The following is a 24,504-nucleotide window of genomic DNA, read 5'->3' on the forward strand; positions in this document are numbered from 1 at the left end:
CTAAAAAGTTGTTTAGCCTGGTAACCGGATAATCCGGTTCAGCTAAACAACTTTTTTGTATTACGCTAATTTAGGCCAATTATTTCAAATCAGCACCGTTAGTTTGAATTACTTTCTGATACCAGTAGAAGGAATCTTTCTTAGATCGAGCTAGTGTCCCTTGCCCCTCGTCATCTTTATCCACATAGATAAAGCCATAACGTTTGGACATTTGACCGGTCCCAGCAGAAACCAAATCAATACAGCCCCATGGCGTATAACCAATCAAGTCGACGCCATCTTCATTGACTGCTTTGATCATTTCATTGATATGTGCCCGCAAGTAATCAATCCGATAGGGATCATGAATTGCCCCATCGGCTTCCACCTTGTCACGCGCACCTAAACCATTTTCAACAATCATCATCGGCTTGTTATACCGGTCTTGTAACCAGTTCAAGGCATATCGTAAGCCCACTGGGTCAATTGGCCAATCCCATTCACTCGTCTGTAAATAGGGATTGTCAACGGCTTCGGTCCCCACAAAGTGGTAACTTGGATTATCAGCTTGCGCTTCAACCGTATTAGAATTGTAATAACTAAATCCAATATAGTCCACGGTACCGTCCGCTAAAACGGCCCGATCTTCAGCGGTAATATCTGGCCGGAACCCCGTCCGTTTGAAGAAGGCTTCCATGTTACGTGGGTAGTACCCCCACGATTGCACATCTGCAAACCAATACCGCCGTTGCATGGCCTTTTCAGCTTGCATAATATCGCCTGGTTTGGCGGTTAACGGGTAGATTGGCGTCATGTTAATCATATTCCCAATCTTAAAGTCGGGATTGATCTGATGCCCCAACTTAACTGCTAAGGCACTGGCGACGACTTCATAATGCGCCGCTTGATACATCAATGCCTCGGCCTTTGGATCATCTGGTTTTAACACCAACCCTGAATCAGTTGCCATTAAGAATTGGTTCGTATAAGTCGTTTGGTTATTGATTTCGTTAAAAGTCATCCAATACTTAACCTTATTGCGATACCGTTTGAAGACAACTTCCGCATAATGGACAAAGTAATCAATCACTTTCCGATTACGCCAACCGCCATACTTTTCAACTAAATGATATGGCATTTCAAAATGTGCCAACGTAATCACTGGTTCGATGCCATACTTCAAACAAGTCTCAAACATCTCATCATAAAACTTTAAGCCCGCTTCATTTGGTTCGGCTTCATCCCCATTGGGAAAAATCCGGGTCCAAGCAATCGACGTCCGGAAACATTTAAAACCCATTTCGGCAAATAATTTAATATCTGCTTGATAATGGCCGTAAAAATCAATGCCATCATGATTGGGATAGTTCTTACCTGGTAAGACCCCATCAGTAATCTCACGGGGCACGCCATTCGCACCAGCGGTCATAACATCCGCCATGCTAACACCTTTACCACCGGCCTGCCAGCCACCTTCTAGTTGATGGGCCGCAACGGCACCACCCCATAGAAAATCTGAACGTAAGCCACTTTTAGTTGTTGTCATTAAGCCATCATCCTTTCACTATAAACTTTCGCCGTCACTGGCAATCACCTTTTGATACCAATCAAACGAGTCCTTCTTCGAACGATCAAAACTCCCTTGCCCGTTATCGTCAGCGTCCACGTAGATAAAGCCGTAGCGTTTGGCCATTTCACCAGTGCTGGCAGAGACCAAGTCGATACAGCCCCATGGGGTATAACCAATCAAATCAACCCCATCTAAAGCGACCGCCGCTTCCATCGCTTTAATATGGTCACGGAAATAACTAATCCGATAATCATCATGGACACTGCCATCAGCTGTTTTTTTATCATAAGCGCCAAAACCATTTTCAACGATGAATTGTGGTAAATGCCACCGGTCTTGCATCCAGTTCATGGCGTATCGTAACCCGGTAGGATCAATTTGCCAGCCCCAGTCGGACTTTTCAACGTAAGGATTTTCCACAAAATCATCGGGTTCTTTAAAATCGTAATCGCTATCATTTTTGCGGCCCTGCGTTACAAAGGACATATAATAACTAAACCCAACGTAATCGACAGTGCCGGCCTTTAAAGCAGCCAAATCGGCGGCAGTAATATCAATATCAAAGCCCTTGCGTTCAAAGTACTTTGGTAGCCACTTAGGATACTCGCCACGACAATGCACATCGCCAAACCAATACCGTTTTTGCATCGCCCGTTCAGCCATCATCACATCTTCAGGTTTGGCGGTTAAAGGATAGATTGGACACATGGCAATCATGCACCCAATCTGAAAATCAGGATTAATGGCATGACCAGCTTGAACAGCTAAGGCGCTAGCAACAAGCTCGTAATGCGCCGCTTGATACATCGCTTGTTCCCAGTTATCATGCTTACCTAATTGGAGCCCAGAATTTTGTAATAACGGATGGGGATCTTGCCAAGCCGTTTGATTATTGATTTCATTAAAGGTCATCCAATACTTAACCTTATTTTTATAACGTTTGAAGACCGTCTTCGCAAAGTGTAAGAAGAAGTCGATCATCTTCCGATTGCCAAAACCACCGTAGGCCTTGACCAGATGATAAGGCATCTCAAAATGTGACAACGTAATCACGGGCTGAATCCCATGTGCTAATAAATCATCAAATAAATCATCATAGAATTTTAGCCCCGCTTCATTGGGTTCAGCTTCATCACCATTAGGAAAAATCCGAGTCCAAGCAATCGATGTTCGGAAACATTTAAAGCCCATTTCTTCAAATAATTGCACATCTTCATGGTACCGGTGATAAAAATCATCACCCCAATGATTCGGATAACTTTTGCCAGCTTCCACGCCATCGGTAACTTCCCGTGGGACCCCGTTTTGACCAGCCGTCATCACGTCCGCAATACTAACGCCCTTACCATCAACTTGCCAAGCGCCTTCTAGTTGATGGGCCGCCACAGCACCACCCCATAAGAAATCTTTCGGCATTTTATATCCAGTTGCCATATCTAATCCTCCAGCTTGTTTCTATATTTTTAACGTATTTTGATAAATAAGGGACCCGACCAATACCCTTAAGGCATTCGTCTGGGTCCCCCACTATGACCTATTTTGCTTCAGCAGCTAACCGCCGATATAAATCAACAATTTCTCCTGCTAAATCGCGGAAGGTAATGGCATTCATAATATGATCTTGTGAATGAACCAACAACAATGAAACGTGGGTATGTTCCCCATTAGCTTCATCAGTTAACATTGAAGTTTGTGAATTGTGTGCTTCAGTTAAGAAGTTATCAGCTTCCTTTAACTTAGCATCCGCTGTTGTAAAATCGTTCTCTTTAGCGGCTCTAATTGCTTCAAAAGCGGAACTTTTGGCGTTACCACCATTCACAATTAACCCCATAATTGTTTCTAGACTTGCTTCTGTTTCAGGTGTTGCTTGCTTTTCTTCTGCCATTGACCCTCATCCTTTTTAACTTATTTTTCATCATCCGCATGCCACTAAAATACTGCCCACCGACACACGTTGTTAGGCAGTATCTCAACTCTTTTAACCTACTTTTTAGCCATTGATGATTCAGCTTCGCGTAATACTTTTTCGCCATTCATCATGCCGTAGTCTTGCATGTTGATGACTTCAACCGGAATATCAACCCGTTTTTGGAAGTCACTTAACATATAACGAACTTGTGGTCCAAGCATTAAAATATCTGGATTCTTTTCGCTTAACTTAGCATCCGCATCACTGGCAGCGGTTGCAAAAATTTCTGCGTCAATACCATCAGCTTCAGCAGCCTTTTGCATTTTTGAAACTAATAGTGACGTTGACATTCCTGCAGCACATACCAACATAATTGTTTTTTCAGCCATAATAAACACGCTCCTAGTATAGTTTATAAATTAATTTTCTTCAGCGGTTGCTTTAGTAAACCGCTTTCATTACAATTAGAATTATAAGTCATGGGTACAAATTTAACAAGTCCTAATCATTAAAAAACGGGAATTTATTAAATTGGTACCTACAAATTATTACTTAATCTAAAAATTGAAAGAAGTGGTTCCAATGTATCGTGATATTGCGACTAAACTCGTTAACGCCATTCAAGACGGGCAATTTGAAGTTAAACTGCCAACTGAAGCACAGTTAATGGCCCATTATCATGCCAGCCGTAATACCATCCGCAAGGCCATCGACCTCGTTTACCAACAAGGGCTATTACGGCGGGTTCAAGGTAGCGGTTATTTCATTACAACTATTCAATTACAACACAAAACAGTGGTCAACCTCTCGGCGCGCGCAATGCCTAGCAGTAATTTACACCCCCGTGAATTAGTTTCTAAAATTCTAACCTTTGATACGATTCATAGCGATCCGGAACTGGCCAAACAGATGGGAATTCCAGTTGATCAGGAACTCTATCGGGTCATTCGACTTAGGTATTGGCATAATCAGCTCTATTGCCTGGAAAAAGCTTATTATCTCCGGTCAGTCGTCCCCTATCTCTCAACTGAAGCTATTAATCAATCGATTTGGGACTTCATTTACGAAGCTTACGGGATTGGCGTTGCCAATAGTGATGATTACTTATCACTCACTAACCTAACCGAAGAAGAGGCCCAATTAATGCAATTAGGGCATGGTGATACCTACTTAGCCTTAGATTCTTGCAACTATTATAAAAATAATAGCTTATTGGATTTTTCGCATACGGTCTTCGCTTATCCCGACTTAGCCTTGTATTTTCATACGACTAACTTATCAAATCCTTAAATTATCGACAATTTAAGGCAAATCACTACATTTTCATCACAATTTACGGCTATAATAGAAGATAGTATACGAAATTATGATGGAGGAATTAGCGTGTCTGCACCCCTTTTTTCAGTGGTTGTACCAGCGTACAATCAACATAAATTTATCAATAGTTGCTTAACCAGTCTCCGGCATCAGACAATGACAGACTTTGAAGTCATTGTGGTGAATGATTGTTCAACCGATGATACGGCCCAACAGATTCAAGCAGTGATCGAAACGGACGACCGCTTTAAAGTCGTTACCCATGCTCAGAATCGCGGGGTTTCTGCCGCACGTAATTCCGGGATGGCCGTTGCTCAAGGTCAATACTTGTGTTTCGTCGATGGGGACGACTGGGTAGAACCAAACTTTTTAGCAACCTTTTTGGCCGCCTATCAAGCTGCACCCCAAAGTCAGTTAGTCGTTTGTGGGCATTTTGGCTATTTAGCGGTGCCTAGTCCGGCCAAGACCTATGCTAAAAAAGAACTAGTGGCTAATATCAACTTTGGCACCGTGGGTGGTTTTTCGTGGAATAAATGTTTCCTACGCACAATTATTACGACCCACCACTTAAAGTTCAACGAAGAGATCAATTTTCTCGAAGACCAACTGTTTGCATTCCGTTATGCGGATTATGTGCAATCAGCCGAATATCTCCCCGCCAAAACTTATCATTATCGTTGGCGCTTCCGGAGCAATCTAGCCCATTTAGGCCTACCTTTCTTTGCAGCACGGCGCAAAATGATCAAGATTTTAAAGCAAGAAAGTAAGCAAGCTTTGAGTGAAGATTGGAATAACCAATAATACTCAAGCTAATCAAAAATGGCTTCAACCGCCCACTTAAGGGTAGTTGAAGTCATTTTTTATCGTTTAACTTAACCGGGCGCATCTTCTAAAGTCCACGTAATGGTCCCAGTATACTTACCAGGAAGGGCATCGCCCCGTACTTCCATCAAGACCCCCGTTCGATCCGACCAAGTCGTCGCCGTGTCAAATGACGTGTTCGTTGCCGTCGTTGTGCCTTGGGCGACCACAGTACCAGTCGTTGTCAGCATCACCCGGTTTTGACCCGCTGCTTGATACACGACCCACCCCGCTAAGTCGCGGCCTTGATCCGTTTTAAAAGCGGTCGCCGCAGCAATTAAGCGCCAGTGGGCACCAGCGGGCCGTTCATCACTAATCTGCAAGTGCCAATCATCAGCACGACCAACGACTTGTGACCGACCAGTTAAGGTCACATCCGTAAATGCGGCATGCTCAGGCACGGCTTTAAAGCTCAAATCACCGCGGACATTCACGGTCCACAATACCGAATCTGATCGTAACTCATGTTCATCAACCGCATAGATTTCCAGGTCATTGGTCCCCGTTGTCAATTCAGTCGCCGCCAACTCATAGGTAAAAGCACCGGGCGCTGCCGCTGGGTCCAATTTGAATTGGGCTAAGGTTTGGTCACCCTTTTGAATGTAAATCGTGATGTCTTCATTCTTAAATCCGCCTTGACGATGAAGTTGACCACTAAGCTGCACCTTACCATTTTTAACAACGTCAAACTGGCTCTCATCCAAGCTTAGGATTAAGGGTGGCACCGGTAAAATCTGATAGTTCGGCAGCTCAAACGTCGTTCTAGCAGTATCAATGGTCGTAAATGCACTCCCACCTTCAACTGAGGATAAATGTTTGACCCAACTAGCCGCGGCCACCACCGTGATTTCAATCCACGGATTATCGGCATTAAGTGGGGTCATAATCGTCGTGCGCACCTTGCTACTACTCGCATGGGCCGCCGTTGTTTTACCGGTAGCGGTCGTCACCGTTGCCGACTTAAAGGTCATATTTTTCGGGCGGTTAAAGGCAAAGTGTAGTTGCTCATTGCTGGGCGTTCCCGGTCGATACATCAGTCGAAATTGGTAAGTGACTTGGTCACCACTCGCCACCTGGGTGTCTTTATCGACGGGGGCACCATGGGCATCTGTCACCGTGAGACTATGATCCACTTGACTAACTGCTGGGGGCTTAGGTGCTGTGGGGACTACCGGCTCAATTACTGGTGCCACCGTCGCTGGGGGCTGCTGCTCACTTGGCGGCTCAGTAACCGCACTACTGGCATCAGCTGGCTCCAGTGTCACTGGCTGATTAGCATCCACTTCAGCCGACACCGGTTCCGCTTGAACACGGGGACTCCCCAAACTACCCCATAGTGCCACTATCATTATCAATTGCCATCCCCGCATTATTTCAATCCTTTCTTAATGACCTGCTATGTATATGGGGCGATCAGTTGGACCGCCCCACAACCTGCTGTTTCAACGATTAACATTAAGCACCCGTTGGCGCATTACCTAACGTCCAAGTAATCTTTGCTTGGTAGGCACCGGTGCGATTACCACCAGGAACGCTTAACTTAATTTGTGAGTTAACATGTTCCAATTGATAAGTTCCTAACCCCGCCCCTTTGGCCGCAGTCATAATGGCTTGGTCTTGATCACTTAAAACAATGTTATTGGTTGTCACCGGGCGAACTGACGGATTATCATCCTCAGTTGGCGCTACCATCCCACTCATCAAGGTCAACTGGGCCCCAACTAACTGATTGGCACCGTCTGGCTGCCGATTGCTAAGCCGTTTAAAATCTGAAATCTTAGCAGTGACTTGCCAACCACTTTCAACCCCTGGATTGCGAACAACCAAGTGATCATTAACTGCGGTCGCCGTGTAATCCCGTCGACTAGCCGATAATTCTAAATCCTTAAACTGATATGTTGGGGCTTGATCCAATGTGATACTGTTATCGGTGGCTGATTGTTTTAAATTAACATCCGCCGTTGTTTCAGCAGCCGTTTTATCGACGCTACCCGCCATTGCCGGGATTGTACTTAACAAACTACCCAAACCCAAAATTGTGCTCATCAATGCAAGTTGTTGTGTGACTTTTTTCATAATGTTACTCCTAACTGGTGGATAGTTATTTACTGCGCGCAATTTATCCAAGTAATATCCTAGCAAGTTTTAGGTCCACTGTCAAACCTTTTTCTTATGATAATCATACACGGAAACTTATGATTATTTTAACTAGTCCAATCACTAATATCGGTATTATTAAAATTATGGTCAACCTATTTTGACCTTAGATGTACCTGATCCGTGGCTAAGTTTTTATTTTTCATGGTCTGATTAAAAAGCTTGTTCTATCCTAGGCCACGCCGTACAATTAAAGTATGTTAATTCATCTGAGGAGGCCTTTAAATGGCAACAATTCATCTTTATCTGGTTCGACATGGTCAGACCAACTTAAATGCCGCTAACCGTTTACAGGGCATTTATGACTCAAAGTTAACCGCAAATGGCGTCCGTTCAGCACAACAATTGGCCCGAATGTTGGCTAGTGTGCCTTTTGATGCGGCTTATACCAGTGACCTAGGTCGCGCCCAACAGACGACTCGGATTATCACCGCTTTACATCCTGAACTAAAAAAACCGACGATTGACGTCGGTTTACGAGAATTTAACTTTGGCGGCCTTGAAGGCACTAAAAACACTTGGGTGGTTCAACAGGTCCGCAAACAATTAGGGATTGGGACCTTCTTGAAATTGATGCTAAGTAAAGAACGCTTTGCAACCCTTTTATGGGTCTTCAACTCCTTAGACCAGACGCGCACCGCTGAAACACTAGTTGGCGTTACTGACCGAATTAACCGAACTTTGCGGCGTATCAGTCTGTTTGAATCCCAAACAGCTACCCAAGATCGCAATATCTTGATTGTCTCACACGGCTTAGTTTTAAGCGCTTTCCTCTATCAACTTAGCCCCCACAAATTGCCAACCCGGTTATTAAAGAATACCAGTGTCACCCGTGTCGACTATACCGATCGTCAATTTGACTTAATCGATATTAACGTTACGCCGAAGACGCGCTCTTAACCGTATCTAAAAGCTGTACCGTGGCCGAACTAGTTCGAAATTGCAAGCGCGCTTGGATGCCAAAAAAAGCCTTCAGTTTTCGTTGTAATTCTTGACCAGTGGCATGAACCGTTTCACTGCTAGCTGTTGGATCACCGATAACAATTAGGACCTGACTACTCTTAGTTGTCAGATTAACCGCAACCGGTGGCTCATCTGCAGCTTGTAGGTGCACCGCTGAATCAGTCGTGACCAATTGCCCCGTCACTGCCGGTAACATTGCCATATCCCAAGCCTGCATGACCACGCAATGCCGTTGCCCAATCAATTGCAATAAATCCGCTAACGCATTTTGCGGTTGCGCCGGCTGAATTTGGCGCATCGCCAGTTGTTTTTCGATGGCCGGATTCAATTCTCGATTATCTAACCCCGTCATTGATAGGATTGCTAGGGGCACCGCCGTCGTGGCCGGTAAAATTTCTATTTTCAACCAAATCACTTCCTAAAACCCATTTCCTCTTTAAGTGTGCCAAATTTGACGAAAAAGTCAATTATTCATCGCAGCTAATACCAAAATTTTAATAATCAAAGCTACTCGTTGGGGCCTAATCCAGTTAGTTACTAAGGTTAACCAAGTTAGGTTGTTTAACTAAAAAAGAGTTCGAGATAATCACCTCAAACTCGCCATAATCACCATAACTGCCCGGTACACCTGGCGTTATCGTGGTTTCTTTTCAAAATACTGATCTAAGAAGAGCGCTAGACCATCATTATAATTTGTATCGGTTTCATAATTAGCCGCTGTCTTAACTTGGGGCAACGCATTCCCCATCGCAACCGAGAGATCAGCTGCGGCCATCATGCCAACATCATTCAAGCCATCACCAAAAACAAAGGTATGAGCTGCATCAACATTTTGTTCTTGTTGAATCTGTTTGACAGCAGTTCCTTTATCCGTATGCAATGGAATCATTTCAATATTATTCGGATTAGATGACGATAACCGTAATAATTTGCTACTGGTTAACTTTTCACGGGCTGAGTCTAAGCGTGACATATCCTCACGACTTAAAATAACGCCATTCGTAATTTGGTCCTCAATTGCAGCTAACTGTGAGAAGCTCTTAACTTCAGCATAGCCAATTGACGTTTCATCCGCATCAAAGTTAGCCGCATTCCGTGCCACAAAGCGCGGAATCTGTTCCGTATAATAAGCCATGGTGGGTGTAAATAACATCATTGGTAAATTATCACGCCGCGCAATTAAATAAGCTAATTCGACTGCGGCGCCACCTAACTTCGTAATTTCACGACCCTGGGCACCATCAAAGACGGCCCCATTTGACGTGACTAAGCGAACGTCTGGATTCAACTTTCCACGGACAATCTTAGCTAATTCATACATCCGGCCAGTGGCAATATAAAACATGACATCCTGTTTTTGTAATCGTTCGATGGTGGCCTTGGTATGATCAGAAATGTACTGATGATCGGTTAACAAGGTGCCATCAATGTCCATAAAGACTAGATATTTTGGCATGCGCTACCCCTCCTACATTTTTACACTTACAATTGTACGCTATTCTCACCAATAATGGAAATCGCTTTCAAAAAGGGGGCAAATTTTCAAAACAACGATGCTGCCACTACTCAGCAAACTAAGTTACAATAGATAGTAATGTTTATTAACCGGGAGGACGTCCGCATGCAAACCAATCATGAACTCAAAGGTCTCTTTTTAGCCAGTATCAGTGCCACCTTTTGGGGTGTTTCGGGTGCGATTGCCCAAACTTTATTTGATACCACCAATATTAACTCACTCTGGTTAACGGGCATTCGGATGCTAGGAGCTGGCATCGGTCTGCTCATCATTAGCTTGATAACTAAAGTTGACTTGTGGTCAATCTGGCACCAGCCACAAGATTTATTGCAAGTGGCGGCCTACACCCTATTAGGGCTAATGCCCGTTCAATTCACTTATTTTCTCGCAGTTGAGGCAAGTAATGCCGCAACGGCCACGATTTTGCAATTTATGGGTCCTGTATTTATCGCAATCTGGCTGGTCTTAGCCCATCATCAACTGCCAACCCGACCAGAAGGTCTCGCCATTGGCCTCGCCCTGATTGGGTCATTTTTACTGGTCACGCATGGCAATCCTGCAACGTTAGTTATTTCAGTGGCGGCCCTTGGTTGGGGGTTACTTTCAGGTGTCACTTCGGCAACCAACACCTTACTGCCGACCCGCTTACTCACTAAATACAGTCCAATGATCGTTAATACTTGGTCAATGTTACTAGGTGGACTTTTATTCAACCTAGTTCAACCTGTTTGGCAGATTCAAATTCCATTGACCCTCGCCAACATTAGCAAGCTGGGCTTCGTTATTATTTTTGGGACATTGTTAGCCTTTCTCTTCTTTTTGCAAAGCCTCAATTATATTCGGCCGACTGTCGTTAGCCTACTGGATGCCTTCGAACCATTATCTGCCACGATTATCGCAGTCGTCTTACTAGGGGTCAGCTTTCAATGGCTAGATATCTTGGGTAGTCTTTTAATTATCAGTACCGTCTTTGTCTTGGCACTTGGTCAACGCCACAATGACGTCGCCGCAGTGAATTTTCACCAAGGGCAACGTGAAGATGACCTTTAATCAATCCATTCAGCGACCGCAAACTCGGTTGGTCTAAAAAGCTGGCCCTTAATTTTCAAGGTTGAAAATTAAGGGCCAGCTTTCGACTAATAACCACGTGCTAAATCAACTTGATTACGACACAACGTGCCTTGAGCGTTGAATTGATCAAAATTAGCTTTAAAGATTGGAAAAACGACTGCCCTAAAATGTGCAATCTGGCCTGAAATATGTGGCGTAATCAAAACATCGGGGCGTTGCCACAATGGATGGGCCGCTGGTAATGGTTCTGGATCAGTCACGTCTAAGGCCGCCCAACTCAATTGCTGCTGGTCTAACGCAGCCATTAAATCCGCCGTAACCACGGATGGGCCACGACCAATGTTAATGAACATTGGGTGCTGGCCTAATTGTTGAAACCACTGGGCATTAAAAAAGTGGGCTGTCGTTGGCGTTAATGGCAGGGCGTTAACAATAAAGTTAGCCGTTGCTAAAACCGCCGCCGTAGCCGGCAATGCGACCGTTTGTGCGAAATGCGGTGCAGGATGCCCAGTTGTATTGACCCCAACAACTTGTAGCCCTAAAGCAGCTGCTTTAACCGCTAAAGACTGACCAATCTGACCGGTCCCATAAATCAACAGCTGTTGTCCCGTCAGCGTACTCGTCGTTGTTGGTAAGTCCCACTGGTGTGCGCCAATTTGATTTTGCCAAGCAGCGTGATAGCCACGGACCACCGTGAGCATCGCTGCTAGCGCCGATTCACTGATTGCATCCGCATGAATCCCACTTGTATTAGCAACCAGTACCTCCGCCGCTTTTAGCTGTGCGAGTGGTAAATAATCAACCCCCGCTGAAATCACCTGTAAAAATTTCAAATGGACTGGTGTTTGAGCCAATAACTGTTGCAAAATCGGATGATTGCCATACATCACTTCAACTTGCGCATATTCGGTTGGCTTTAACGTCGTGACTGTTTTAAATTGCCAAGCCGGATAAGCCTGCTGTAACTGTTCCAGTTGTGCTGTTTTAGTTGCTTGTACCATTAATGCAATTGGCATCTCTAAGGCCCCCATTTCTAAGTTTTAGAAAAGCACAACGTCGATAATGACGTTGCGCTAATTGACTTAACTTTAATTAATAAGTGGTTGAGTAACTATAGCCATCCGTGGTGGTACTAGTGGTATCACTACTACTTGAATTATCGCTAGATGCATTGCTGCTACTGCTGTCAGCACTGTAGTAACTGCTGCTATCCGCAGAACTCGTCGCCGTATCATTATCACTCGTCGTGGTGTTATCCGTGGTACTTGAATACGTCGAATAACTCGAACTCGTATCTGATGAGCTTGACGATTCTGAACTTGATTCCTCACTTGATGAGCTTGAGGATGGTTCACTATAACTTGATGAACTACTTTCATTCGCAATCGATGTTTGGCGTGAGCTTTCAGCAGCGGCTGCGGCAGCTTCTGACTTCGCTAACTTCTTGCGATCAGTCTTCAACCGTGCATAGTCGTTACGTGCTAATTGCGCTTTCGACTGATAAGCTTTCAAGTGTTTCATAACTTTATCAGCGCGACTCGTTGAAACTGAAGCCTTTAACTTATCTTTCTTATTATACAAGGCTTTAAAATCGCGATGATAACCTTGAACTGCCTTGACCGTTTTGCCTGTCGCTGATAACTTCTCTTGATACTTAGTCGTAAAATCAGCTTTACTAGTCGCTAAATCAGTCGCCTTCAGTTGATTGTTAGCTGTCGTGATTGTTGCTGTCGTAACACCAACTTTAATGAGCTTAGCTTCATTATACAACCCTTGATACGTGGTCCGCACTTTTAACATCTTAACTGCCGTATCATGTTGCTTTTGCAGACTAGTTTTTTCACTTGACGCTTTCAGATCATCAATCGCTGTTTGAAGTTGTGCCAACTTCGTCGTTGATGCGCTGGCGCGTAAATCACTTTGATCAGCCGTATAAATCTTTTTGACCTGCGCTTCAGCATTACTTTTAGCTTGCGATTGCATGGTTTTAGCATTGGTCCACATATACATAGACCCCACTGCGGCCACAATTAAAATAACGACCCCTAACAACATCAAGCGCCGATTACGTCGCCGCCGTTGTGGTTTTTGATGGGGCCTGTTCGAGTTAGGCTTGGCCTTCTTCTTCAAATGCGGATTTTCATCATTAGTTGCCGCCGCACTAACTGGCGTTTCACCATGGCGGGCCATCCGTGACATCGTTTCTGAATCATCAGTCGTGCGGTCCGTGCGTGGGGCAGCACTGCCGGCATTTGGCTGTTGATCACCATATAACGCTTCACGTGACAATGGCAACTCAGGCTGGGCGTCGTTATTCGTCCGCGCCTTTTCAATCGCTTGAACCGAAATAACTGGTTGGTCATGCGGTGTGGCTGCGCTAGTTGCCGTTGATTGCGGTTGTTGCGCCGTAGCACTCGTCACTGTAGTCGTGGCTGAACTTGGCGTCGTGTCATCAACGGCCGTAGCTGATTGTGGCTGCCGATCCAAGTCAGGATCAATAACTGATTTGGAGACGGGCGCTGCCGCCGTTGAAGTTTCAGGCTGCGCTTGATCGACATCAATAGTTGCTGCCGACTTGGCAGTCGCAGATTTCGCCGCTGCACTATCCTTTAAATCATAAGCCAACGGAATTTGTTCATTAGCCTGACTATCATCATCTGGTAGTGGCTCTGTAATTGAGTTCCATAGTCGTTTCCCAAGTCGACCTTTATTTTCTTTCTTTGCCATTTAATTACCCCTAGCTTGCTTCATTTTTAGTTTATGATTAAAATTCTGATTAATACGTGTTGATTGGAATCAACCGCCGTTTAATAATTAAATTATAGCATGGAATTAGCTTGCGAGAAACCGCTCTCGCAACGGTTTTGAGAATAATCCAGCCGTGACTTAATTTTAGATTAAAATTCTGTTATAATCGCCTTATTAACATTTTGAAAGCGAGGGATTCCGATGGCAACTGCTAAAGTCATTTTTGCAACGATTACCGGTAACAATGAAGATGTTGCCGACGTCATTACTGAAAAGTTCGAAAACTTAGGCGTCACGGTCACGAAAGAAGAAATCTCACAGGCCGATGCCAGTGAATTTGAGTCCGTTGATATTGCCGTAGTTGTACCTTACACCTATGATGAGGGCGCACTTCCTGAAGAAGGACTTGATTTTTACGATGACCTGCAAGCCCTAGACCTAACTGGCAAAATCTACGGTTGTGCGGGTTCTGGAGATACTTTTTATGAAGACGACTATTGCCGGGCTGTCACTGACTTTAGTCATGCCTTTAAGTCAACTGGGGCAACTCAAGGCGCCGCTGACGTTTTCGTCAATCTAGCACCGGCGGGCGAAGATTTAACTCATTTAGACGCCTTTGTTGAACAGCTCGTCCAAACGCAACAAAAAAACTAGACCACTGGCCTAGTTTTTTTTATGCCGTTTTAACAACCGTTGTCGAAAATAGTTATAACCAACTTCGACTAAGAAGAATAACCCAGTAATGCCTACAATATTAATTAGATACTCGCCAAGCTGGTAGCCGAGCTTAGCTCCCCAGACGTCATAGGGACCTTGAATTAATAAGAAGTAAATTGCTAAAGTTTGAATAATATAACTGGTATGTCGCCAGATTGACTGCCATTTCATCGTTTGCCCTCCTTAAACGGTCGCTAATGTTTGTAAAGTTTGCTTTAACTGACTGACTGATAATTGACCATGTTCACCCACATGACCCACGCGTCCAAAAGTAACCGCTGACCCCATCAATTGACCACAGACGCCACTATAACGACCTAAGCTACCGCTAGCCGTTGCAATTAAAGGCACGTCTAGGAGTTGATTGGCTTGCGTCGTCGCTGCCATTAAGGTCACCACATCGAGCGCCTGCGTTGGTTGGATCACCAATCGAATGACATCAGCACCCGCCACCGCCATGGTCTGATAACTAGCCACTAGTTCAGCTAGTGATGGTAGCGGACCAGTGATCGTTTGACTTAAAATCAACCGAATCTGATGTGTCCGCATTTGGGTAACTAATGGCCCAAATTGTGGCGCTTGCAAATAGCGGCTTTCAACGTCAATTGCCGCGACTGCTCGGTTATTAACTAAAGTCTGATAAAGCTGATAATACGCAGTCGGCGTTAGTGCCGACCCTCGTAAAGTGGCAATTACTGGAATTGTACCCAATAGTTGCTGCAACTGCACCGCTGTATTAATTAGTTCAGCTCGATTATCTAATTCCTGATAGGTATCTAAGCGCCATTCAACGATTTGCGCTGCTGAACTTAAGACCTGCGCAGCTTGACCCAATAACGTTTGCCGCTTTGCCCCCGTCAGTGTCACACCAATCTTGGGCATGCCTGGCGCTAACACTACACTACCAATCGCTACATTCTTCAATCCCTTTACCCCACCTTCGCCATCGTCAGTTCAAATGGCTCTATCACTAATTATTATACACTTTCCATTTAGGTCCAACCGTCCCGCTTAATAATAGCAAAATTTCGCTAAGCTAACAGCTAATCTTCATTTTTAAAATCAAATTATCAACTACTTTTAATATTAAAAAAATAAAGTTGTCAACGCTTCCATTTCCATCATATAATTAGTCGTATTCAGACTAAAAAAGGAGCCCAACTATGAAAACAGAGAAACAACTGCGCTGGTCCAATATTGCACTAATTGCATTCGTGGCCGTATGGGGCTTAGGTAACGTAGTTAATAACTTTGCGTTACAAGGCTTATCGGTCGTCACATCTTGGATTTTAATTATGATTATTTACTTCGTTCCCTACACCTTAATCGTTGGTCAATTAGGATCAACTTTTAAAGAAGCCGAAGGTGGGGTGTCCTCCTGGATTCGAGCAACTAGTACTAAGCGCCTTGCTTACTACGCAGCTTGGACCTATTGGATCGTTCACATTCCTTATTTGGCCCAAAAACCACAGGGGATTTTGATTGCCTTTAGTTGGTTATTCAGAGGAAACGGTAATTTTGTTAACAGCACCCCGGCGATTGTCGTCCAAAGTATTTGTTTAGTGCTATTCTTATTCTTCCTTTGGATTGCCTCCCTCGGTTTAACAACCCTTAAACGCATTGGTAGTGTGGCTGGGACTGGGATGTTCATCATGTCAATCTTGTTCATTATTCTTGCGGTCTCAGCACCATTGATGACTAAGTCAACAGTTCAAACACCGGACATGTTATCTTTCAAGTCTTATCTACCGAAATTTGATTTTGCTTATTTCACAACTGTCTCAATGTTAGTCTTTGCGGTTGGTGGTTCCGAAAAAATTTCGCCATACGTTAATAAGACTAAAAATCCAGGCCGCGAATTTCCACTTGGCATGTTAGTGCTAGCTGGAATGGTTGCCGTTTGTGCCCTACTAGGATCATTTGCGATGGGGATTCTCTTCAACGCTAAACATATTCCTTCAGATTTGATGGCCAATGGTGCTTACTACGCGTTCCAACGGCTTGGTTCCTTCTACCATGTTGGCAATCTCTTTATGATTCTATATGCCATTGCCAATGTCTTGGCTCAAGTTTCGGCGTTAGCCTTCTCAATTGATGCGCCTTTAAAGATTTTATTAGGTGACGCTGATCCTGAATTCATTCCGAAAAAATTAAGTAAAATGAATAAGAAAGATGTGCCGGTAAACGGCTACATCATGACTGGTGTTTTAGTTAGTATTTTAATTATCATTCCTGCTTTAGGGATTGGTAATATGAATGAGTTATATAACTGGTTACTAAACCTAAATTCCGTCGTCATGCCAATGCGTTACCTCTGGGTCTTCTTAGCTTATATCTTATTAAATCAACATTTAAAAGAGTTTAAGAGTGATTACATGTTCTTAAAGAATCCAATGGTTGGTAAGCTAGTTGGGGCTTGGTGCTTCTTATTCACCGCCTTCGCTTGTATCTTAGGGATGGTGCCTAAGACAACCTCACTAGCTGACAATCCTAGTAGCTGGTGGTTCCAATTATCCTTAAACATTGCAACTCCGATTATCTTTGTCGCCTTAGGCATGATTCTCCCAATGATTGCCCGTCGTCATCGGACTGCTTAATATCGAGCACCCAAAAGACTGAGTCATTAACTGGCTCAGCCTTTTTTTATCCCTTTATTACTCCTCAATAGTGGTCAAAGACGATTAAAAGTTCAATTTTTATACTTTAATTCGATTTAGGTTTATTATCTTTATGTAGATATAGATTGACTAATGCTATAATTAATTTCATACAATTAATTACTTAACCAAGGACTTCGACTATAGGGAGGATACAGAATGAACGGATCGCCTAAAATGCTAGATGATTTTCTAAAATATTATGCTACCGTCTTCAATTATATGGATGACTACATCGCTGAACCAATCAATCGCTATCATCTCACGTTTGACGCTTTTTTAATTATGCATGAAATAGGCACTAGCACAACGCCCTTATTACTCATGGACATTGCGGAAAGCCACCACGTCTCTCGTAGTGCCATTTCACGTCAAATTAGCATTCTATTGAAATACAACTATGTTTATCAGGTTGCTAAACCAACTGACCGTCGTAAAAAGATTTTATTACTAACTGAACAAGGCCAGCGTATTGATCAGCAGCTGATTGATGATCTCCAAGATATCTTTGATGTCTGGGTCAATCGGTTAGGTGCTGAGCGCGTTGTTTCAATGCTGGCGCTCCTACACGACTTTAATCAAGAAGTTATTCAGCCACAACACAAACGTTAGGACAACGTGCTAACTGCCCATTGTCGTTGACGCTAACACTTTCAAAAAAATAAGCGAGTCACAATCGTGAACACCGCCAGTAATCCTTTCCTGATGTTACTGGCTAGGATACCGTACAAGTCACGATTAAGACCCGCTTATTTTATTGTCTCGTTGGCAATGGCGCCATTAACAGCCGTTTAGCAGATTTGAACTGCCGACCTCTTCCTTACCATGGAAGTGCTCTACCTGCTGAGCTAAAACGGCAAAATCCCTCTTGAATAGTATACCAAAGCTTAAATTCAATTGTAATCCTAAGCATAAAAAAAGGAACCGAATTAATCGATTCCTTCGTTTGCATGGCAACGTCCTACCCTCGCAGGGAGCGATCCCCCAACTACTCTCGGCGCTAAGAAGCTTAACTTCTGTGTTCGACATGGGAACAGGTGTATCCTTCTTGCCATCGTCGCCACACTATTGAGAAACTTGTGCTCTCAAAACTAGCTAATATCAAATTGTATTTTTCATCTTACCGGAACACCAATTACTTGGTTAAGTCCTCGACCGATTAGTATTAGTCCGCTTCACACGTCACCGTGCTGCCACTTCTAACCTATCTACCTGATCATCTTTCAGGGGTCTTACTTCCATAAAGGAATGGGAAATCTCATCTCGAGGTGTGTTTCACACTTAGATGCTTTCAGCGTTTATCACATCCATACGTAGCTACCCAGCGATGCGCCTGGCGGCACAACTGGTACACCAGAGGTATGTCCATCCCGGTCCTCTCGTACTAAGGACAGATCCTCTCAAATTTCCTACGCCCGCGACGGATAGGGACCGAACTGTCTCACGACGTTCTGAACCCAGCTCGCGTACCGCTTTAATGGGCGAACAGCCCAACCCTTGGGACCGACTACAGCCCCAGGATGCGATGAGCCGACATCGAGGTGCCAAACCTCCCCGTCGATGTGGACTCTTGGGGGAGATAAGCCTGTTATCCCCAGGGTAGCTTTTATCCGTTGAGCGATGGCCCTTCCATACGGTACCACCGGATCACTAAGCCCGACTTTCGTCCCTGCTCGACCTGTCTGTCTCGCAGTCAAGCTCCCTTGTGCCTTTACACTCTGCGAATGATTTCCAACCATTCTGAGGGAACCTTTGGGCGCCTCCGTTACTCTTTAGGAGGCGACCGCCCCAGTCAAACTGCCCACCTGACACTGTCTCCCACCACGCTAAGTGGTGTGGGTTAGAGTGGTCATACAGCGAGGGTAGTATCCCACCAACGCCTCCACCGAAACTAGCGTTCCGGTTTCTATGGCTCCTACCTATCCTGTACAAGCTGTACAAACACTCAATATCAAGCTACAGTAAAGCTCCATGGGGTCTTTCCGTCCTGTCGCGGGTAGTCCGCATCTTCACGGACAATATAATTTCACCGAGTCTCTCGTTGAGACAGTGCCCAGATCGTTACGCCTTTCGTGCGGGTCGGAACTTACCCGACAAGGAATTTCGCTACCTTAGGACCGTTATAGTTACGGCCGCCGTTTACTGGGGCTTCAATTCTGAGCTTCGCCGAAGCTAACCCATCCTTTTAACCTTCCAGCACCGGGCAGGCGTCAGCCCCTATACGTCATCTTACGATTTTGCAGAGACCTGTGTTTTTGATAAACAGTCGCCTGGGCCTATTCACTGCGGCTGATCTTGCGATCAGCACCCCTTCTCCCGAAGTTACGGGGTCATTTTGCCGAGTTCCTTAACGAGAGTTCACTCGCTCACCTTAGGATTCTCTCCTCGACTACCTGTGTTGGTTTGCGGTACGGGTAGTTAAATACTCACTAGAAGCTTTTCTCGGCAGTGTGACATCAGACGCTTCGCTACTAAATTTCGCTCCCCATCACAACTTGTCCTTAAATTGATAAGCATTTGACTCATCAAAAGACTTGTTGCTTGGACATCCTAATCCAACAGGATGCACATCTTAGCCTACTGCGTCCCTCCATCGTTCAAACGCATTTAACTAGTACAGAAATATCAATCTGTTATCCATCGTCTACGCCTCTCGGCCTCGACTTAGGTCCCGACTAACCCTGGGAGGACGAGCCTTCCCCAGGAAACCTTAGTCATTCGGTGGATGGGATTCTCACCCATCTTTCGCTACTCATACCGGCATTCTCACTTCTAAGCGCTCCACAAGTCCTCACGATCTTGCTTCACCGCCCTTAGAACGCTCTCCTATCACGTGACCTAATGGTCACATCCACAGTTTCGGTAGTATACTTAGCCCCGGTACATTTTCGGCGCAGAATCACTCGACTAGTGAGCTATTACGCACTCTTTAAATGGTGGCTGCTTCTGAGCCAACATCCTAGTTGTCTGTGCAACTCCACATCCTTTTCCACTTAGTATACATTTAGGGACCTTAACTGGTGATCTGGGCTGTTCCCCTTTCGACGGTGGATCTTATCACTCATCGTCTGACTCCCGGATATGAATCAATGGCATTCGGAGTTTATCTGAATTCAGTAACCCAAGACGGGCCCCTAGTCCAAATAGTGCTCTACCTCCATGATCCTTCATCCGAGGCTAGCCCTAAAGCTATTTCGGAGAGAACCAGCTATCTCCAAGTTCGTTTGGAATTTCACCGCTATCCACACCTCATCCCAGCAATTTTCAACTTACACGGGTTCGGTCCTCCAGTGCGTTTTACCGCACCTTCAACCTGGACATGGATAGGTCACCTGGTTTCGGGTCTACAACCTCGTACTAAAAACGCCCATTTCAGACTCGCTTTCGCTACGGCTCCGACTTTTAAGTCTTAACCTTGCACGGGATCGTAACTCGCCGGTTCATTCTACAAAAGGCACGCCATCACGCATTAACGCGCTCTGACTTATTGTAGGCACATGGTTTCAGGAACTATTTCACTCCCCTTCCGGGGTGCTTTTCACCTTTCCCTCACGGTACTGGTTCACTATCGGTCACTAGGGAGTATTTAGCCTTGGGAGATGGTCCTCCCGGATTCCGACGGAATTTCACGTGTTCCGCCGTACTCAGGATCCTGAACTGAGAACGTTTAATTTAATCTACTGGGCTATCACCATCTATGGCGGATTTTCCCAAATCCTTCGACTATCAAACGTTTTGGTAACTCAAATGTTCAGTCCTACAACCCCAAAGAGCAAGCTCTCTGGTTTGGGCTGTTCCCCGTTCGCTCGCCGCTACTTAGGGAATCGAAATTTCTTTATATTCCTGCTGCTAATGAGATGTTTCAGTTCACAGCGTTTACCTCCGACTAGACTATATATTCATCTAGCGGTAACAGTTGATTAAAACTGCTGGGTTGCCCCATTCGGAAATCTCCGGATCATAGCTTACGTACAGCTCCCCGAAGCATATCGGTGTTAGTCCCGTCCTTCATCGGCTCCTAGTGCCAAGGCATTCACCATGCGCCCTTGTTAACTTAACCTCATTTTCCTAACGGAAAATGCGATTAATGAGTTTAGCGATTTAAAACTTCTTTAAAAAACTCAAAAAACGCGGTGTTCTCGGTTTAATTATGAAAAATTATATTTGATATTATCTAGTTTTCAAAGAACAAGTTTGAGAGTTAGACCTCTCAAAACTAAACAAAGTTTCAACAATCATGTGTAAGGTTTCCGTAATATTCCTTAGAAAGGAGGTGATCCAGCCGCAGGTTCTCCTACGGCTACCTTGTTACGACTTCACCCTAATCATCTGTCCCACCTTAGGCGGTTGGCTCCCGAAGGTTACCCCACCGACTTTGGGTGTTACAAACTCTCATGGTGTGACGGGCGGTGTGTACAAGGCCCGGGAACGTATTCACCGCGGCATGCTGATCCGCGATTACTAGCGATTCCGACTTCATGTAGGCGAGTTGCAGCCTACAATCCGAACTGAGAATGGCTTTAAGAGATTAGCTTGCTCTCGCGAGTTCGCAACTCGTTGTACCATCCATTGTAGCACGTGTGTAGCCCAGGTCATAAGGGGCATGATGATTTGACGTCATCCCCACCTTCCTCCGGTTTGTCACCGGCAGTCTCACCAGAGTGCCCAACTTAATGCTGGCAACTGATAATAAGGGTTGCGCTCGTTGCGGGACTTAACCCAACATCTCACGACACGAGCTGACGACAACCATGCACCACCTGTATCCATGTCCCCGAAGGGAACGTCTAATCTCTTAGATTTGCATAGTATGTCAAGACCTGGTAAGGTTCTTCGCGTAGCTTCGAATTAAACCACATGCTCCACCGCTTGTGCGGGCCCCCGTCAATTCCTTTGAGTTTCAGTCTTGCGACCGTACTCCCCAGGCGGAATGCTTAATGCGTTAGCTGCAGCACTGAAGGGCGGAAACCCTCCAACACTTAGCATTCATCGTTTACGGTATGGACTACCAGGGTATCTAATCCTGTTTGCTACCCATACTTTCGAGCCTCAGCGTCAGTTACAGACCAGACAGCCGCCTTCGCCACTGGTGTTCTTCCATATATCTACGCATTTCACCGCTACACATGGAGTTCCACTGTCCTCTTCTGCACTCAAGTTTCCCAGTTTCCGATGCACTTCTTCGGTTGAGCCGAAGGCTTTCACATCAGACTTAAAAAACCGCCTGCGCTCGCTTTACGCCCAATAAATCCGGATAACGCTTGCCACCTACGTATTACCGCGGCTGCTGGCACGTAGTTAGCCGTGGCTTTCTGGTTAAATACCGTCAATACCTGAACAGTTACTCTCAGATATGTTCTTCTTTAACAACAGAGTTTTACGAGCCGAAACCCTTCTTCACTCACGCGGCGTTGCTCCATCAGACTTTCGTCCATTGTGGAAGATTCCCTACTGCTGCCTCCCGTAGGAGTTTGGGCCGTGTCTCAGTCCCAATGTGGCCGATTACCCTCTCAGGTCGGCTACGTATCATTGCCATGGTGAGCCGTTACCCCACCATCTAGCTAATACGCCGCGGGACCATCCAAAAGTGATAGCCGAAGCCATCTTTCAAACTCAGACCATGCGGTCCGAGTTGTTATGCGGTATTAGCATCTGTTTCCAGGTGTTATCCCCCACTTCTGGGCAGGTTTCCCACGTGTTACTCACCAGTTCGCCACTCACTCAAATGCTACATCACTCAGGTGCAAGCACCGTCATTCAATAGCCAGAGTTCGTTCGACTTGCATGTATTAGGCACGCCGCCAGCGTTCATCCTGAGCCAGGATCAAACTCTCAAATTAATGATGAGTTCTAAAAAAGCTCATTTAGTACTTGATTTAAAAATTGTTTGTTTACGAATTGACTTCGCAAATGTTTGCTACCAATTCAAGAATTGATAGACCCTACACATTTGATTTGTCGAAACTTTGTTCAGTTTTCAAAGGTCTAATTTGTTGGTTGATTACCTCAACGCAACTTAATTATCTTAACATCTTGATTTCTTTTTGTCAACTTCTTTTTTTAATAGAATTAACAATCTCAAGCTGTTTGTTGCCGTTGTGACAACAGGAATAATCATATCAATTACTGAAGCAGTTGTCAACAACTAATTTCAATATTTTTTTGTATTCCTTGTCGCCGTAGCAGCAACGTGTACTAATATACCAACCACAGCTGAAACTGTCAACAACTTTTTACTTCTTTTTTCAAAAAGGTGAAAAAAGCAGACAACATGGTCATCTATTTTCATGACATTGGCCAGCGTCATCGCCTTTTTTCACGCTGCCGTTCACCAACTAATCGCTAAAGCTTCTATATAAAGACATAAAAAACGACTACCATTTAACTGATAGTCGTGACCCGCTCTGATGACTTTAATTAAATTGCGTTTTAACGCGGTCCTTAAGCCGTAACACAATCGGATAGGCAATTGCACCACCAACCACCGCTTGAATCGCATTGGTCGGCACGCCGGCTAAACCGGTTGGCAACGCATATAAAATAGTATCGGAAATAAAATACCCGATGACCATGACGACACCACCAATCGCAATCGCCATGAATTGACGCCCCTTGGATTGATCAGCCCCAAACTGACCAACTAAAAAGCCCTCTAACCCATGCACGATGAGCGAAAATAGCATGTATTGCGAATAACCAGACAACAAGTCTAATAAGAACCCGCTGGCACCGCCAACAATTGCACCGCCGCGACGACCGAACAATAAGGCCGCAATGAAAATTCCAGCATCACATAAGTTGATGTTACCATGCGTCATTGGTACTGGAATAATAAACCACATCGAAATGACAACTGTTACCGCAATCAGCAAGCCCAACATTGCAACTAAACGTGTCGAAAACTTAGTTTGCTTCTTCCCTGACATCTCTAAACCATCCCCTCTAGTAGCCGTACTTAACCTAACAATGTGTATTCTCTAATCTAGCTCTCATTTTACTACAATTATTTGAAAATGCTACTACGGGTGCGACTGACAAA

20 protein-coding genes, 1 tRNA gene and 3 rRNA genes are annotated in these 24,504 nt (G+C 44.8%); 7 read left to right on the top strand and 17 right to left on the bottom strand.

Annotated features, from left to right (window positions below; translation table 11 throughout):
* Positions 1–79: 79 nt before the first annotated feature.
* From C5Z26_RS05650 to C5Z26_RS05665, 4 genes are all read right to left on the bottom strand, one after another.
* A complete protein-coding gene (locus C5Z26_RS05650; protein ID WP_105449009.1) occupies positions 80–1,525 on the bottom strand; it encodes a 6-phospho-beta-glucosidase in 1,446 nt (481 codons plus the stop codon).
* A gap of 18 nt (positions 1,526–1,543) precedes the next feature.
* Positions 1,544–2,983, bottom strand: coding sequence for a 6-phospho-beta-glucosidase (locus C5Z26_RS05655; RefSeq protein ID WP_105449010.1), 1,440 nt, complete (start codon positions 2,981–2,983; stop codon positions 1,544–1,546).
* A gap of 100 nt (positions 2,984–3,083) precedes the next feature.
* Positions 3,084–3,434: a PTS lactose/cellobiose transporter subunit IIA gene (locus C5Z26_RS05660; protein ID WP_105449011.1), complete on the bottom strand. Its 351-nt coding sequence runs from the start codon at positions 3,432–3,434 to the stop codon at positions 3,084–3,086.
* 98 nt (positions 3,435–3,532) lie between these two features.
* A complete protein-coding gene (locus tag C5Z26_RS05665; RefSeq protein WP_105449012.1) occupies positions 3,533–3,847 on the bottom strand; it encodes a PTS sugar transporter subunit IIB in 315 nt (104 codons plus the stop codon).
* A gap of 193 nt (positions 3,848–4,040) precedes the next feature.
* Here C5Z26_RS05665 and C5Z26_RS05670 point away from each other — a divergent pair, with 193 nt between their 5' ends.
* Complete coding sequence (locus C5Z26_RS05670) at positions 4,041–4,748, top strand: GntR family transcriptional regulator (protein WP_105449013.1); 708 nt, start codon at positions 4,041–4,043, stop codon at positions 4,746–4,748.
* A gap of 93 nt (positions 4,749–4,841) precedes the next feature.
* Complete coding sequence (locus C5Z26_RS05675; RefSeq protein WP_105449014.1) at positions 4,842–5,576, top strand: glycosyltransferase family 2 protein; 735 nt, start codon at positions 4,842–4,844, stop codon at positions 5,574–5,576.
* A 71-nt stretch (positions 5,577–5,647) separates the two neighbouring features.
* On the opposite strand, the gene C5Z26_RS05680 is transcribed toward C5Z26_RS05675, so the two are convergent.
* Both C5Z26_RS05680 and C5Z26_RS05685 read right to left on the bottom strand, forming a co-directional pair.
* Entirely contained in the window at positions 5,648–6,985 is a 1,338-nt protein-coding gene (locus C5Z26_RS05680) for a WxL domain-containing protein (RefSeq protein WP_105449015.1), read from the bottom strand.
* 106 nt (positions 6,986–7,091) lie between these two features.
* Entirely contained in the window at positions 7,092–7,712 is a 621-nt protein-coding gene (locus C5Z26_RS05685) for a WxL domain-containing protein (RefSeq protein WP_105449016.1), read from the bottom strand.
* A 306-nt stretch (positions 7,713–8,018) separates the two neighbouring features.
* Here C5Z26_RS05685 and C5Z26_RS05690 point away from each other — a divergent pair, with 306 nt between their 5' ends.
* Positions 8,019–8,693: a histidine phosphatase family protein gene (locus C5Z26_RS05690; protein WP_105449017.1), complete on the top strand. Its 675-nt coding sequence runs from the start codon at positions 8,019–8,021 to the stop codon at positions 8,691–8,693.
* Here C5Z26_RS05690 and C5Z26_RS05695 read toward each other — a convergent pair.
* Positions 8,671–9,162: a hypothetical protein gene (locus C5Z26_RS05695; RefSeq protein WP_105449018.1), complete on the bottom strand. Its 492-nt coding sequence runs from the start codon at positions 9,160–9,162 to the stop codon at positions 8,671–8,673. The genes C5Z26_RS05690 and C5Z26_RS05695 overlap by 23 nt on opposite strands.
* Positions 9,163–9,390: 228 nt before the next feature.
* Positions 9,391–10,212, bottom strand: a complete 822-nt coding sequence (locus C5Z26_RS05700; protein WP_105449019.1) for an HAD family hydrolase — start codon at positions 10,210–10,212, stop codon at positions 9,391–9,393.
* Positions 10,213–10,377: 165 nt separating this feature from the next.
* On the opposite strand from C5Z26_RS05700, the gene C5Z26_RS05705 reads away from it, so the two are divergent.
* Positions 10,378–11,322: a DMT family transporter gene (locus C5Z26_RS05705; RefSeq protein ID WP_105449020.1), complete on the top strand. Its 945-nt coding sequence runs from the start codon at positions 10,378–10,380 to the stop codon at positions 11,320–11,322.
* Between the two features lie 86 nt (positions 11,323–11,408).
* On the opposite strand, the gene C5Z26_RS05710 is transcribed toward C5Z26_RS05705, so the two are convergent.
* Positions 11,409–12,359, bottom strand: a complete 951-nt coding sequence (locus C5Z26_RS05710; RefSeq protein ID WP_105449021.1) for a phosphoglycerate dehydrogenase — start codon at positions 12,357–12,359, stop codon at positions 11,409–11,411.
* A 76-nt stretch (positions 12,360–12,435) separates the two neighbouring features.
* A complete protein-coding gene (locus C5Z26_RS05715; RefSeq protein ID WP_105449022.1) occupies positions 12,436–14,070 on the bottom strand; it encodes a hypothetical protein in 1,635 nt (544 codons plus the stop codon).
* A gap of 222 nt (positions 14,071–14,292) precedes the next feature.
* Here C5Z26_RS05715 and C5Z26_RS05720 point away from each other — a divergent pair, with 222 nt between their 5' ends.
* Positions 14,293–14,745, top strand: coding sequence for a flavodoxin (locus C5Z26_RS05720; RefSeq protein ID WP_105449023.1), 453 nt, complete (start codon positions 14,293–14,295; stop codon positions 14,743–14,745).
* 9 nt (positions 14,746–14,754) lie between these two features.
* On the opposite strand, the gene C5Z26_RS05725 is transcribed toward C5Z26_RS05720, so the two are convergent.
* Entirely contained in the window at positions 14,755–14,979 is a 225-nt protein-coding gene (locus C5Z26_RS05725) for a hypothetical protein (RefSeq protein ID WP_105449024.1), read from the bottom strand.
* Between the two features lie 12 nt (positions 14,980–14,991).
* Positions 14,992–15,732, bottom strand: coding sequence for a type I 3-dehydroquinate dehydratase (locus tag C5Z26_RS05730; RefSeq protein WP_105449025.1), 741 nt, complete (start codon positions 15,730–15,732; stop codon positions 14,992–14,994).
* Between the two features lie 239 nt (positions 15,733–15,971).
* Here C5Z26_RS05730 and C5Z26_RS05735 point away from each other — a divergent pair, with 239 nt between their 5' ends.
* On the top strand, positions 15,972–17,405 hold the full coding sequence (locus C5Z26_RS05735) for an amino acid permease (protein ID WP_105449026.1): 1,434 nt from the start codon (positions 15,972–15,974) through the stop codon (positions 17,403–17,405).
* Positions 17,406–17,624: 219 nt separating this feature from the next.
* Positions 17,625–18,077, top strand: coding sequence for a MarR family winged helix-turn-helix transcriptional regulator (locus tag C5Z26_RS05740; RefSeq protein ID WP_234005736.1), 453 nt, complete (start codon positions 17,625–17,627; stop codon positions 18,075–18,077).
* A 173-nt stretch (positions 18,078–18,250) separates the two neighbouring features.
* Here the strand turns inward: C5Z26_RS05740 and C5Z26_RS05745 are convergent.
* The 5 genes from C5Z26_RS05745 to C5Z26_RS05765 all read right to left on the bottom strand — a co-directional run bounded on the left by C5Z26_RS05745 (position 18,251) and on the right by C5Z26_RS05765 (position 24,391).
* A tRNA-Thr gene (locus tag C5Z26_RS05745) sits at positions 18,251–18,323 on the bottom strand.
* A gap of 90 nt (positions 18,324–18,413) precedes the next feature.
* Positions 18,414–18,530, bottom strand: a 5S ribosomal RNA gene (gene rrf / locus C5Z26_RS05750).
* 74 nt (positions 18,531–18,604) lie between these two features.
* Positions 18,605–21,525: ribosomal RNA gene (locus C5Z26_RS05755) — 23S ribosomal RNA — on the bottom strand.
* A 206-nt stretch (positions 21,526–21,731) separates the two neighbouring features.
* Positions 21,732–23,305: ribosomal RNA gene (locus tag C5Z26_RS05760) — 16S ribosomal RNA — on the bottom strand.
* The 16S, 23S and 5S rRNA genes sit together here with 1 tRNA gene alongside, the layout of an rRNA operon.
* A 573-nt stretch (positions 23,306–23,878) precedes the next feature.
* Positions 23,879–24,391, bottom strand: coding sequence for an ECF transporter S component (locus tag C5Z26_RS05765; protein ID WP_105449027.1), 513 nt, complete (start codon positions 24,389–24,391; stop codon positions 23,879–23,881).
* Positions 24,392–24,504 lie beyond the last annotated feature (113 nt).

This window comes from Lactobacillus sp. CBA3606 (assembly GCF_002970935.1).
GTDB lineage: Bacteria > Bacillota > Bacilli > Lactobacillales > Lactobacillaceae > Lactiplantibacillus.